This window comes from Hyalangium sp. (assembly GCF_035629615.1).
GTDB lineage: Bacteria > Myxococcota > Myxococcia > Myxococcales > Myxococcaceae > Hyalangium.
In genome coordinates this window covers 1-13,367 of the sequence record NZ_DASPHO010000693.1, presented here as the reverse complement: position 1 = coordinate 13,367, position 13,367 = coordinate 1, and the positions used below count along the sequence as shown (strand labels likewise).

Sequence of the window (13,367 nt, the reverse complement as noted above, 5' to 3'; positions counted from 1 at the left end):
CAGGTGTGCGCGTAATGCAGGGCGCTTGCGACCTCGGCGCCCACGTAGAGGCAGAAGGCGGGGGACAAGGACTTCTTGCGCATCAGCGAGTAGGTGATCAGGCTGTTGATCGAGGTGCCCTCTACACGCTCGGACACGACGTACAGCACGCCCTCCACTTCGTAGGGGCCGACGATGCGGGCGATCCTCGGGTCTTGCAGATAGGTGGCGAGGCGTGCCTCTTCCCGGAGCCGTGCACGCATCCTGTCCAGCGTTTCGGGATCGTCTGACGTAGCGGGCAAGGTGCGGACGATGACTTCCCGCAGGCGCTTCTTCTCGGTGCGTTCCCAGGCGGGGACGGTCTTCTCCCCTAGCCTGGATTGCGCCAGTTCCTCAACCAACGGACGCGACAGATCCACCTCATACGAGAGACCGCCGTGAGAGAAGAGAATCACCCCCGGGATGCTCCAGGGCTGCCGAGAAGTAGCCATGCGGGATCGACTCCTGGCGGCGCGCGAGAGGGCGCCGCACCGGAGCGAAACACTACCCGGGATGTGCTGGGAGTTTGAACGACGCAAAGGGTTGGGAGTGGCGCGAGGCTGGACTACAGCATCAGCGGAACGCCCCAGCAGACGGGCCCGGACGCGCGAGCGTGCCACCGGCCCGGCTTCCCTTGTCCGACGCGCGCGCCCTGTCTGTCCGACGCGCGCGCGCTCCACGGGGCCCGGCTCACCTCCACTGCCTAACCGCCATCGTCGGGGATGCCTTGTCCCCTACGGTGTGGCCGGGCTTCGAGCCCTCGCTCTTCGCGTTGCCGAGAACGCCGCCCCCGTCTGTCAGTTCGAGGCAGATTGGCACGGTGCCCCCGCCTGGGAGGTGGGCGCGGACATAACGGCCATAGATGCGATCTCCCGTTGTCCACAGGTGCCCATCCACGCGCATCCCCGCAGGCGCCTTTCCCTCTGGCCTGAATATCGCACCCGTAACGGGCCCATCCTTCAAGACACCATAGGGCTGCGCGGCGTACTCCTCAGCGCTCCCTTGGGTCACGTCCAGCAGGAGCAGCGGCGCTTGGTTGCTGCCCAGTTTCCACCCTAGCTCTTTCATCGCCTTAACGGCCTCCTCGGGGCACGGCTCAGGATCCGGGCGCGTCTGCACACCTGGGCAGCCCGCTTGGAACCATGCGACAGAGGCCACCAAAAGCGCGCACCTCTGAGCCTTCGAGGGTAGGCGCCGCCCGCTGACTTTCTGGACCTGCTGCGGGTTGGGTGTGCCGTTGGTGAGCGTGAGGGAGTTATCAGGTTGAGTCACGGAAGGGCGCGCCTCCTCTTGGGTAGGGAGAGGCGAGGCTAACTGAGCGGGGCGGCTTGTCGGCTTTTCGGCCAGCGTGTTTGATGCTGGGGGCTGATCCGCTGGTGCGTTCCTGGCCACGGAGGGCGGCACGGCTACCGCTGGCCTGTGCAGCAGGGAGGAGGCCATGAATGCCGCGAAGACTGCCAGCGCCAGCGACCCAACGAACACCGGACGCAGCCACGCACGGCGGGGGTTGCTCTGCGCAGCAAGCCCCGCAGCAGCAGACACGGGCGCCGCTTCCGCTGGCGCCACTTGCACCGGAGCGGGAACGGGGGCCGCATCCGCTGGCGCTGGCGCTACCTGCACCGGGAGCGGATGCACCGGGAGCAGTTCCTGCGGGCCCTCGGGTGGTGGCGCTTCAACGGGCACCGGGTCACCTTCGGCGGCCTCCGGCGGTAGCTGCGCGGCTGTCGGGTGGATCGGCGCCTTGCGCCAGTCGTCCCCCTCGAAGGGCGCGTACTCTTCTAGCGGGCGCCGCGCATCCTTGGCCGTCGCGGGCCGCACCTCCAGGTCGCGATGGATCAGCTTCATCGCGTAGGCGCTCAACTCTGCTGGCACGCGCCCCTTGGTTTTTCGGTAGGGGGTGGCAGGGATCGTCACCATGCTATTGAGCACGGGCCGCCGCTCGCTGCGTTCCGGCGTGGGGTCCGTCAGCACGTCATAGAGATCGGCTCCGAGCGCGAAAATATCGTCCGTCGCCTTGAAGGTGTAACGGGCTTCGAGGTTGAGCCGGTTCTCCTCCCAGAAGCGTTGGGCCTCGGGGCTGCGGTTGCGTGGCGTCCCAGGCGGGAGCGGCCCGTCCGTCAATTCCTCGGCGGTCGCGTAGTCAGCCGCTCCAAAGTCGATGATCACCGGCTCGCCGTCCTTGGTGACCATGATGTTTCTCAGGCTCAGATCCCGATGGAACACGTTTTTCGCGTGCATGTGCTCCAGGGCGTCAAAGAGCTTGAGAAACAGGACGACGACTTCATGCGGCGTCGGGTGGGTTCGGTCGACCCAGCGGGCGAGCGTGTAGCCGTCCACAAAATCGAGAACGATGTAGTGGAAGCCTGAACGCGCATGCGGCCACCGGCCCTGCCCCAAGATGCGGATGATGTGCCGGTGATTAAGCTGCTGGAGGCAGGCCACCTCACGCCGCGCGCGCGCGTCCACCTGCTTCGGATCAAGGCTGCGCTCCGTCTGACAGGCCACCTTGAGCGCGAAACGCTCGCCGTCCTTCTCCACCTCGTAAACGACGGCATACCCGCCGCTCCCGATGCGTCGGACAATCCGCCAGTCGCTCACCATCTGGCCGGCCTTGAGGTCCAAGGGATCAAAGTCCGCGAACATGCTGGGCACCTCTCGCCAGTGGCTACAGCGTCACCTGGGAAACGGACAGACAGCGGCTCGCATCACCGTTGCACACCCGCAGAGTGTGCAGCGCACTCAGCCATTCCTTCGCCTCTCGCGCGGGCATCTCCACCTCGACAGCCACGCTCACTGCGCCGCCCGGGGGGATGGTCGCCTGTCTGGTGAGCACCGCACGGGCGCGGCGCGGCTCCCCTCCCGCTGCGGGCATCACCTCGGCCCACGCGGGTGCCCACGGCCCTCCCCCGGTGTTGCTCACTTCGAGGACAACCACGCTCCAGGTTTCCCCACCGAGCCCCCTACATTGAACGGGGCGCAGTTCTCCGTCGCGCACCTTGATGCACTCGCGCGAGAAGTCCTTTCCCCGCAGTCCGTCCTTGTCCGCGAGCCCCGCGAGCGCCACGGCGGCGGGGCTGAGCGCTGGGGGCCGTGCCTTCAACTCCTCCAGTTCCTTGGCTTGCGCCTCGCACCGCTCGCGCGTGGCGGACAGTTCCACGCGGCAAGCCTCGAAGGTCTGCTGCGGGCGGCTGACGTTGACCAGGGTATCCGCTGCGCCCGGCTGCCCGGTGAGCAGGAACATGGCGCCTGCGGGCGAGCCCTCGCGGTAGGTGACTCGCAGCGCCAGCCGTTCGCCGGGGCCGAGCGCCACTGCGGGCGAGAGCGTCACGCCTTGATCACTCACCTCGAAAACGGCGAAGCGTGCGCGGCCCTCCACCTGGACAGACTCACGCAGGATCTGACCATCCAGCAGGATCAGCGTGAGGGTGCCAGGCGCCAGGTAGATCAACGGGGACTCGCCCGCCGTGAGAACCACAGAGCGCCCTGCGGGCGCGGCCTGTGCTGACGCAGCGGCAAGGCCCACCAGCAGGGAGGCGAGCGCGAAGGGCGGGGTGAATGGTCGGAACAAGGCGGGGGAACCTCCCGGGTAGGCCCCCAGAGTAGCAGACGGGCGAGGGCGCCCGCGTCGAAGTCAGGCGGCGTGAATGCGCCGGGCGCCGCGTCCTTTCCGCGCGCCCATTCCGCACCGCGCGCGCCGTGGGCGCCAGCGGGCGGGGGAAGCGCGTCATACCGCCGCGCTATCGCCGGGAGTTGTTCCGATGGGCGCCCCATCCGCGCGCCGTCTCAGGCCGGGCGCCGTGCCCTTTAGCGCCGCCATTCGCGCCGTTCGGCGTTGCCATTCCGCGCGCCCTTTCGCGCCGTTCAGCGCTGCGATTCCGCGCGCCCTTCTGACGCTGCGCGCGCCCATCCCTCGCGCCCCTGTTTCACCCCTCCGACGCTCGCGCGCTCTACTGGCCCAGCAGGCGAGCCGCGGCGCGCGCGCGCGCCGCGCTGACTGCGGGAGCCCTGCTCATTCGCGCGCGCCATTTTCTGAGCCGTTCCACGCGCCGTTTCGCGCGCCATGGTGTCGGCCATTTCGCGCGCCATTTCGCCAGCCACAGCACATGCGCCGGAGACTGCGCCGCGATGGGCTCCACGAGCCCTCCACATTTGCGCCCGTCACGGTGCTCCGCGACTCGCCGCGCGGTGGATGCGCCCTAGGCTCTGTCTGACGAGCCGCCCCAAGCCGAAGCAGTCAGGCAGGCGGCGGCAAGGCGCCGCGTCCGATAGAATCAGCCCGGCGCCACGCCCGGCGCCACCCGGCGCCACGCCCGGCGCCACGCCCGGCGCCACCGGGCCGGAAGTCCGGGCGCTAACGCCTACGGCGGCGCCCCATTAGTGCGCGGCAACCCGGCCTGGAGCACGCGCGGCACCCTACCCGGCGCAATCATGGCCCGCGCGGGCTTCGAGGCTCGCCTGCTGGACTCCTGGAGCGCGCGCGCGTCAGACAGGTGCATCCGGGCCCGTGGCGCGCGGATGGAGGCTTGCCTGCTAGGCCCCCGGAGCACTCGCGCACGTCGGACACTCGGGCAGGCTCACGTGCTTACTATTGACGGTAGTAGCTGGCCAGGGTTACACGCAGGGCATCGTGAAGAAGCGCACCTGGGAGCCGCTGGGCAAGCTGGAAGCCGCCGTGATGAACGTCGTGTGGACGCACTCGCCGGTAACGGCCCGGGAGGTGTGCGCCCGGATGACGGGCTCCGAGGAGCGGGCTTACACCACCATCATGACGACGATGGATCGGTTGCACCGCAAGGGTCTCCTGCTGCGCGAGAAGGAGGGCTTGGCTTGGCGATACTCGCCTGCTCTTGGCCGTGCCGAGTTCGAGAAGGCGCTCGCGGATGGACTGGCGACTGAGATCCTCAACGCGCATGGAGAGGTCGCGCTCTCTGCCTTCGTGGATGCCGCAGCCGAGGTAGATGAGTCCTTGCTCGACAGGTTGACCCAGCTCATCGCGCAGCGGCGCAAGGGGCACAAGTGATGGCCGTGCTCGCGTTCTTCCTGGAGTGTGCGGCAACAGCGGCCTTTATCGGAATGGCCCTCTCGCTGCTGACATGGCCCTTGCTCGCCGCTCTCCGGTGGTCTGCCTTGCGGAGCATCCCGGCAGTGCGGGCGGATCTGGCCTTCGTGCTGGGGACGCTGCCCGCAGTGGGGGCGCTGGCGGTGGTCTCCGCTGCGGCAGCTCCTTCGCTCGGGGCCGCCCTGGGCTTGTGGAATGACCACTGCTCCAGCCACGGACACCACTTCCACCTGTGCATTCTTCACTCGGCAGGCTTGCGGCCCGTGCTGGCAGCAGTGGGGGCATCCTCGCTCGCTGTCTTCCTCTTCCGCGCAGGGTGGCTGGCTCGGCGGGTGGCGGAGATGCGGGAGCGGCTGGCAGCTTTGGAGGAGCTGGGGACGCGGCGCCCAGGGGCATTCCCTGTCATCGCCGTGCCGGGAGCGCCGCAGCTCTGCCACGCTGTCGGGCATGTGCACCGGCGCATCCTCGTGTCGGAGAGCCTCGCAGCGGCCCTCTCCGCGCCGGAGCTGCGCGGGGCTCTGGCGCATGAGGAAGCGCATTTACGCCGCCGTGATCCCCTGGCTGGGCTTCTCCTCGCGGTAGCGGGGCTGTTTACCCTCCCGTTCTTCTCTCGGGCCTTCCTCTCTGCTTGGCAGATGGCGGCTGAGGAGGCGTGCGACACTGACGCGGCGTGCACTGTAGGGGATGGCAGCCTCGTAGCGAGTGCGCTTGTCCGAGTGGCAACGCTCCAGCGACAGGCTGCTCACGCCCTGGAGGCTGCACCTGCTTTCGGTGCGATTGCACTGGAGCACCGAGTCCGGCTTCTGCTGGAGGGTGAGGCCCGCGTGGCTATCGCCGCGCGTGCGTTGCTGGCTGTCGGCAGCGTCGGAGCCGTGGCCCTGCTGCTCGCGCTCCAACACGCCCCCTTCCTCCACCATGCGGTGGAGACGCTCCTTCACCACTTCTTCTAAGAGAACCCCTCAAGGCCATGTCCATGCGCCCGCTCCGTCGAAGTCTGCCGCCTCCTACTATCCTCGGTAGTATCGCGCTGATGCTGCTAGCCGGAAGCGCTGCGGCTGAAGATCCCCTCACGGAGGAGCAGTACATCCAGAGGGTACTTACGGCGAGCCTGGAGGCGCGGGTCGCCGAGGCTGAGGCCGCGCTCGGTCGCGCTGAGGCGGTGGGGGCTGGCCAGTGGCCTAACCCGGGTCTGGAGTGGCAGCGGCAGCGTGCGGGCTCCGGTCGCAGGACAGGAGAGAGCCAGGACATGGTGCTGGCCTCCATTCCGCTGGTGCTCTCCGGGAGATTGGGGCTGGAGGCTGAAGCTGCGGAGCGGGGCGCACAGGCTGCGGAGGCTCGTCTCTCACGGGCCCGGGCGGAACTGCACCGGGAGGCGACGCGCGCCTTTGCCGAGGTGCTGGCAGCCCAGCAGCGCCGGATCATCCTGGAGGAATCGGTCGCGGAGCTGAAACGGCTAGGAGAGGCGATTGCCGTCCGCGAGCGTGCTGGAGAGGCGGCGGGCTATGAGCGGTTGCGCATTGAGGTGGAGGTTGCGGCAGTGGAGGACGGCCTGCGGGGTGCCCTCCTTGAGCAACGGCAGGCTGACACGGACGCATTGCGCCTCTTGGGCCCCGAGGTGAAGACGCTTCCCCCTCTCCAGGGGAGCCTTGCCCCAGTGCGGGGGGGGCCTGACGGTGCCTCCCTCCTGGCAGAACTTGAGGCGAGGCGGGCAGACGTGCGCGCACTCACCCTGGAAGCCCAAGGGGCAGAGTCCGCTCGCCGCGCTGCGGCCCGGAGCTGGATTCCGGAGCCCACGGTGAGTGCGGGCGCGCAGTTCCTCGACGTGGGGCAGGAGGGCGCCGGGGCTGGGTATGTAGTGGGGCTCTCGTTGCCGCTCCCGTTCTTCCAGCGCAGGCAGGGTGAGGCAGCCCGGGCTGAGGCTCGCCGGGGGCTTGCTGAGGCTCGCCGTGCTTCGCTCCTGCATGCAGCACGCGCCCAGCTCACCTCTGCACTCGACGCGGTGAAAGGCTGGAGAGAGCGGCTGGTGCGGCATCGCGAGGATGTGCTCGCGCGAGCGGAGGAACTGCGCCGCATCGCTGGCACTGCCTACCGTGGCGGCAGCGCCGATCTCCTCGTCCTTGTGGATGCTGAGCGTGCATCCCGCGAAGCGCGCCTCACTGCTGTGACCTTGGCCGTGGCCGTGGTGGAGGCGGAGGCCGATCTTCTTCTTCTTGCAGGCGCCTACGACGGTGCCGCGCCCCGGAGTTCCACGCGATGATCCGCCCGTTCCTTCTCTGCCTTGTTTTCTGCTGTGCCCTCGTGGCCTGCAAGCAGTCCCCTCACAGCCATGAAGGTGAAGCGGGCCACGAGCACGGCCAAGCGCCGACAGGTGAGCCAGAGCGCCCGGGGCTCTCCGTCACTGTCTATCAGGACGGCCTGGAACTCTTCATGGAATACCCGGCGCTGGTGGTGGGTCAGCCCTCGCCACTGGTGGCCCACTTCACGGATGCGCGCAACCCGGACGGCTTCCGGGTGGTCACGAAAGGCCGCGTGACTGCGACCCTGGCCTATGCGGACGGCTCTGAGGAGCGCTTCGTCGCGGACAAGCTGTTACGCGACGGCATCTTCAAGCCAGTGGTGCAGCCCACAAAGGCGGGTGAGGCCACGCTCACCTTACGGTTGGAGGGGGAGCAGGTCGCGGGAACGGTAGGAGTGGGCAAGGTGACGGTACACCCCAGCATGGCTGCGGCGGTGGCTGCTGCTCCCCCCGAGGAGGCCGGAGGGGAGACCGCCGTGCCCTTCCTGAAAGAGCAGCAGTGGAAAACGCAGTACGCCACTGCGGAGGCCGTGTCGCGTGTCCTCCAGGGAGGCGTCCGCACCAATGGCGAGCTGAAGCCCGTAGCGGGCCAAGCTGCGGAGCTGTCTGCCCCCGTGGCTGGGCGCATCCCTGTAGAGGGGCAAGTGGTGCACCTGGGGCAAGCCGTGAAGAAGGGCGAGGTGCTGGTGCGGCTGGTGCCCACGTCCAGCGCGAGCGGGACGGACCTTGCCACCGTGGAGATGGAGGCGGCCCGTTCCCGAGCCGAGCTGGGCCTCGCTGAGCGCGAGGCGAAGCGCGCCGAGGAGATGTTCGCCGCCAAGGCCATTCCCGAGAAACAGCTCGACGCAGCCCGGGTGGCGCGTGATGTCGCACAGGCCCGGGTGGCTGCTGCCGAGCGGCAGCTCTCCCTCTACCGCAACACCCAGAGCGGTGGAGGAGGCGCGGGTGTGACGGCCTTCGAGCTTCGCTCACCGCTGGATGGGGTGGTGTCCTATGCGGACGTGATGCCCGGCGCGGTGGTGGAGGTAGGCACGCTGCTGGTCTCGGTGGTGAACCCCTCGCGGCTCTGGTTGGAGGCCAAGGTGTATGAGGCAGACGTGGCGAAGGTGGAGAACTCGCCCGGTGCGTCCTTCACCGTGGCGGGCTTCGAGCGTGAGTTCACCGTGGACGAGAAGACGGGCCGCCGAGTGGCGGTGGGGACCGTGGTGGATCGGGCGACTCGCACGGTGCCTGTCCTCTTCGAGCTGGCTAACCCTGGCGGCGTCCTCAAACCCGGCATGTTCGCCAAGGTGACGCTCTTTACCGGGCAGACGATCCGGGACGTGGCCATTCCCGAGTCCGCCATTGTGGACGACACCGGCAAGCCCACCGTCTTTGTCATGGAAGGCGGCGAGTCCTTCTTCAAGCGTGCCATCCGTCCTGGGGTGCGCTCCGGCGGCTACGTCCAAGTGCTGGCGGGGGTGAAGGAAGGGGAGCGCGTCGTCTCGCGCGGCGCTTACGAGATCAAGCTGTCCACTGCGACGGGGGCGATCCCCGAGCACGGACACCAGCACTAGGCCCCAGGGCCTCAAGGCTTCACGACGATGAATCGACTCATTCAATGGTCTATCGACAACCGTCTGCTCGTGGTGGCGGCCTGTGTGCTGCTGCTCGTGCTGGGCATCAACACCGCGCGGACGATGCCGGTGGACGTGTTCCCGGATCTCACCGCCCCGACCGTTACCGTCCTCACCGAGGCCCATGGCCTTGCGCCCGAGGAGGTGGAAACGCTCGTCACCTTCCCGATTGAAACGGCTGTCAACGGTGCCACCGGCGTGCGGCGGGTGCGCTCGGCTTCCGGCGTGGGCATCTCCATCGTCTGGGTGGAGTTCGATTGGGGCACGGACATCTACACGGCCCGGCAGATCGTCAACGAGAAGCTCCAACTTGTCTCCTCGCAGCTTCCACCGGACGTGCCAGCGCCAGCCATGGCGCCGATCTCCTCCGTCATGGGCGAGATCCTCTTCCTCTCCGTCTCCTGGCAGAAGGAGGCACTGGCACAGGATGAGGCAGGCCGACAGGCGCAGATGATGGAGGCGCGCAGCGTGGCGGATTGGGTGCTGCGCAAGCGTCTGTTGTCCGTCGCGGGCGTCTCCCAGGTGGTGCCCATCGGCGGCGGGGTGAAGCAGTATCAGGTGCTCCTGCGGCCAGAGGCCCTCCAGTCCCTCGACGTGGGCTTTGAGCAGGTGGCCCACTCGCTGCGCACGACGAATCAGAACGCCTCGGGCGGCTTCTACGTGGAAGGTGGCCAGGAGTACCTCCTACGAGCGGTGGGGCGCGCTGGGAGCGTGGAGGACATCGCTAACACCGTCGTCATCGTGCGTGGCGGACAGCCCATTACCGTGGGCCAAGTGGCTGACGTGAAGGTGGGGCCCAAACTCAAGCGAGGTGAGGGAAGCGCCAACGCGGAGCCTGCCGTCATCCTCGCGGTGATGAAGCAGCCGGACGCCAACACGCTCGCGCTGACTCAAGCTCTGGACAAAGTGCTGGATGAGATCCAGCCCACGTTGCCCAAGGGCATGGTGGTGGGCCGCAACATCTTCCGTCAGTCGGATTTCATCTCCGTGGCCGTGCATAACGTGTCCGTCGCGCTGCGGGACGGGGCGATCCTCGTGGCCGTCATCCTGCTCGTGTTCCTGATGAACCTGCGGGCCACTGCTATCTCACTGGCAGCCATCCCCGTGTCCCTCGTGGTCGCGGTGCTGGCGCTCAAGGCGTTCGGCGTCACGCTGAACACCATGACGATTGGCGGCCTCACCATCGCCATTGGAGCGCTGGTGGACGACGCCATCATTGACGTGGAGAACGTCTTCCGGCGCCTGCGGGAAAACGCGCACCTGCCCGAGGGGCAGCGCCGTCCGGCCTTCGAGGTCATTTACCGGGCCTCGGTGGAGGTGCGCAGTTCCATCGTCTTCGCCACCCTCATCATTATCCTTGTCTTCCTCCCCCTCTTCTTCCTCTCGGGGCTAGAGGGCCGGATGCTCGCGCCGCTGGGGCTCGCGTACATCGTTGCCATTGCTGCGTCCCTGGTGGTCGCGGTGACGCTCACCCCAGCCTTGTGCGCCTACCTGCTGCCGCGCGCCAAGAGCCTCGGAGCAGAAGAGGGCGGGCTCTTGCGTTGGCTGAAAGCGCGCTACCAGCCGATCCTCCTGTGGGCGCTGGCGAGGCCCAAGGCCATCCTCGGAGGCTCTGCCCTGGCTCTCCTGGCTGCGCTGGCTGTCGTGCCGTTCCTGGGGCGCTCCTTCTTGCCCGAGTTCAACGAGGGCACGCTCACCCTTAACGTCGTCACCTTGCCGGGAACCTCGCTAGAGGAGTCGGACAGGCTCGGTCGGCGGGTGGAGCAAGCGCTGCTGTCCTTTCCCGAGGTGGTGTCCACCTCCCGGCGCACGGGCCGGGCTGAGCTGGACGAGCACGCGCAGGACGTGAACGCGGCGGAGCTGGACGTGAGCCTGGATCTCTCCAGGGGCAAGCGCAGCAAGGAAGAACTGCTAGAGGCCCTGCGCAAGGCGCTGGCCCAAGTGCCGGGGGCTGTTGTCACCATCGGCCAACCGCTCTCCCACCGCATCGATCACATGCTCTCAGGCACTCGCGCCAACATCGCGCTCAAGCTTTACGGTGACGACCTGAGCACGCTGCGGGAGCTGGCCGAGAAGGTGAAGAAGGTAGCAGAGGGCACGCCTGGAGCGGTGGACGTGGCCATTGAGCAGCAGGTGGACATTCCCGAGGTGGAGATCCGCACGGACCGCGAAGCGGTGGCGCGCTACGGCCTCACCACGGGCGAGGTTGCCGAGGCGGTGGAGCGGGCCTTCGCGGGTGAGACGGTGGGCACCGTGTTGGAGGGCCAGCGCTCGGTGGAGCTGGTGGTGCGTTTGGATGACGCCTCCCGGGCCGATTTGGAAGCCATCGCATCCACGCTCATCGACACGCCCGCAGGACCACGCATCCCGCTAAAGATGCTGGCAAGTCTGACGCGGGAGTCCGGCCCTAACACCATCAGCCGCGAGGGCGTCCAGCGCAAGATGGTCGTGCAGGCCAACGTCGCGGGCCGCGATCTGTCCTCCGTGGTGGATGATCTCCGAGCCCGCGTCGCGCGTGATGTGCAGTTCCCGGAGGGCTACTACCTTGTTTATGGCGGCCAGTTCGAGAGCGCCGAGGAGGCCACGCGCTCCATCGCCCTGCTCACTGTGGTGGTGGTGGTGGGGATCTTCCTCTTGCTGGTGGTGGCCTTCGCCTCCGTGCGCAACGCGCTCCTCACGCTCATCAATCTGCCGCTGGCCCTCATCGGCGGAGTGGTGGCCGTGGCCCTCACCTCGGGAGTGGTGAGCGTCGCCTCACTGGTGGGCTTCATCACCTTGTTCGGCATTGCCACGCGCAACGGCATTCTCATGGTGAGCCACTTCGAGCACCTGATGGTCGAAGAGGGGAAGAGCCTTCCCGAGGCTGTGGTGCAAGGCTCGCTTGAGCGGCTCGCCCCCATCCTGATGACGGCGTTGTGCGCGGGGCTGGCGCTGGTGCCGCTCGTCATCGCCGGAGGTGAGGCTGGGAATGAGATTCAGGCGCCCATGGGCGTGGTCATCCTCGGGGGCCTGCTCTCTTCAACCTTCCTCAACATGCTGGTGGTGCCGGTGCTCTTCCGTCTCTTCGGTCGTCCACCCACGCTCCACTCCCGGGCGGCATAGTCGCAGGGCTGGAGTCCACGCCGAGGCGGGCCTGCCCCGCCTGCTCCATCCGCTCGCCCGCGTGGGCCCTTGACTGCCCGGCTGCATGCTTGCCAATCAACGCCACGTCTCGCGCGTCGCCTAGACACATGCCGTGACGCTGTGTCACTCCTGCCTGGGGTAGTTCGGGCTGTTTGGGCGGGTATGGAAGGGCGTGATGGATGGACAGGATCGATCCCCTGGAGGGGTTCCCCTCCATTGGCGGCGCATTGCTGCGCCGTTGTTCTCAATCTGGCGACAACGCCGGGCGAAATGCCGGGCGCAACACCAGGAAGAACGCCGGGCGCAACACCAGGGCGCGCTCGTGGTCACGCCGGGCGGCGCTGGCCGTCACGCTCGGAGGCGCCGCGCGTTCTGGCGCTGGCTGTCCGCCGTGCTGCCTGTGTGCAGTGCTGGCAAGCGTGAACGCTCCCCGCAGTGCTTGCACGCTCTACGTTCCGCAGTGGCCCCCGTCTGACGCTGGGGCGCTCCTCCTGCCCAGCAGCCACACCGCGATCACCGCGCCGCGCTTGTCTGGTCTCCGTGCGTGCTTGGGCGTGAAACGCGGAGATTGTCGGGATCTGTCGGGGTTCGTCTGGATACGCCGGAAATTGCCTGAATATGCCCAATGTCCAAGCGCCGCGCTCTTGGGCACCTTGGGCGGCATGAGTCACGCCACACCAACCACCCGACAGCAGACGCGAGGGGCGCCCCCTGTCCCCACCTGGAAGGGGCTCGCGCGGACCTGGCCAGCTCTGCCCAATGCTGCCCAGAGGTGCCCAGCACGGCCAGCCGCGTTGCCGGTACTCGGGACGATGCGAGACAATCTCGCCCATGCAGTGAGACGCAACGGCTTTCCCCGGTACGCGGGGCGGGCCGACGTGAACAGCACCCGCAGCGCAGCGTTCCCCCTCCGCCCCCCGGATGCGCTCGGGTCGCCGCATCGCTTCGAGCGTCGCGGCGTCGCGCGCCTCACTGCATGGCGCCGCGCATCCTGGAGACAGGCCCGCAGCGTCGGACATTCGGCAGCCGGGGGCCTTTCACCCATGCAGGGGCAACAGGAAACACAGAACCATCAACGACGGGCCAGCCATGGGGCAGGGCTGCGCGCGTCCTTGCGTAATACGCGGGGCACTCTCAACGGGACGGCCCTTGTTCCAGCGGCCCGAGTCGTCGCGTCGATGCTGGAGGGGGACCAGCCATGAGCGCGCCCCCTCTGACTGCGAGCAACGCGCCCGCCTTTCTCACCGTGGAGGAA

8 protein-coding genes are annotated in these 13,367 nt (G+C 67.9%); 5 read left to right on the top strand and 3 right to left on the bottom strand.

What is annotated here, in order from left to right:
• The 3 genes from VD972_RS34910 to VD972_RS34900 form a co-directional block, all read right to left on the bottom strand.
• Nucleotides 1-434 (bottom strand): protein kinase (locus VD972_RS34910; RefSeq protein WP_324993136.1); only part of this gene is annotated, 434 nt, incomplete at its 3' end.
• A 274-nt stretch (nucleotides 435-708) separates the two neighbouring features.
• Nucleotides 709-2,661 carry a serine/threonine-protein kinase gene (locus VD972_RS34905; protein ID WP_324993135.1) on the bottom strand — a complete coding sequence of 651 codons (1,953 nt, stop codon included), beginning with the start codon at nucleotides 2,659-2,661 and terminating at the stop codon, nucleotides 709-711.
• A gap of 22 nt (nucleotides 2,662-2,683) precedes the next feature.
• Complete coding sequence (locus VD972_RS34900; RefSeq protein ID WP_324993134.1) at nucleotides 2,684-3,586, bottom strand: DUF2381 family protein; 903 nt, start codon at nucleotides 3,584-3,586, stop codon at nucleotides 2,684-2,686.
• A gap of 1,059 nt (nucleotides 3,587-4,645) precedes the next feature.
• On the opposite strand from VD972_RS34900, the gene VD972_RS34895 reads away from it, so the two are divergent.
• The 5 genes from VD972_RS34895 (at nucleotide 4,646) to VD972_RS34875 (ending at nucleotide 12,091) form a co-directional block, all read left to right on the top strand.
• Nucleotides 4,646-5,038: a BlaI/MecI/CopY family transcriptional regulator gene (locus VD972_RS34895; RefSeq protein WP_324993133.1), complete on the top strand. Its 393-nt coding sequence runs from the start codon at nucleotides 4,646-4,648 to the stop codon at nucleotides 5,036-5,038.
• Nucleotides 5,038-6,027, top strand: coding sequence for a M56 family metallopeptidase (locus VD972_RS34890; RefSeq protein ID WP_324993132.1), 990 nt, complete (start codon nucleotides 5,038-5,040; stop codon nucleotides 6,025-6,027). The genes VD972_RS34895 and VD972_RS34890 overlap by 1 nt, the downstream gene beginning before the upstream one ends.
• An 80-nt stretch (nucleotides 6,028-6,107) precedes the next feature.
• Nucleotides 6,108-7,334 (top strand): TolC family protein, encoded by a 1,227-nt coding sequence (locus tag VD972_RS34885; RefSeq protein ID WP_324993131.1) that lies wholly within the window; start codon nucleotides 6,108-6,110, stop codon nucleotides 7,332-7,334.
• Between the two features lie 170 nt (nucleotides 7,335-7,504).
• A complete protein-coding gene (locus VD972_RS34880) occupies nucleotides 7,505-8,929 on the top strand; it encodes an efflux RND transporter periplasmic adaptor subunit (RefSeq protein WP_324993130.1) in 1,425 nt (474 codons plus the stop codon).
• Between the two features lie 27 nt (nucleotides 8,930-8,956).
• On the top strand, nucleotides 8,957-12,091 hold the full coding sequence (locus VD972_RS34875) for an efflux RND transporter permease subunit (RefSeq protein WP_324993129.1): 3,135 nt from the start codon (nucleotides 8,957-8,959) through the stop codon (nucleotides 12,089-12,091).
• Nucleotides 12,092-13,367 lie beyond the last annotated feature (1,276 nt).

Excerpts from the sequence above, each read along its gene's own strand:
- VD972_RS34905 (WP_324993135.1), bottom strand. The coding sequence starts at position 2,661 with ATGTTCGCGGACTTTGATCCCTTGGACCTCAAGGCCGGCCAGATGGTG.
- VD972_RS34890 (WP_324993132.1), top strand. The coding sequence starts at position 5,038 with ATGGCCGTGCTCGCGTTCTTCCTGGAGTGTGCGGCAACAGCGGCCTTT.
- VD972_RS34885 (WP_324993131.1), top strand. The coding sequence starts at position 6,108 with ATGCTGCTAGCCGGAAGCGCTGCGGCTGAAGATCCCCTCACGGAGGAG.
- VD972_RS34880 (WP_324993130.1), top strand. The coding sequence starts at position 7,505 with ATGGAATACCCGGCGCTGGTGGTGGGTCAGCCCTCGCCACTGGTGGCC.
- VD972_RS34875 (WP_324993129.1), top strand. The coding sequence starts at position 8,957 with ATGAATCGACTCATTCAATGGTCTATCGACAACCGTCTGCTCGTGGTG.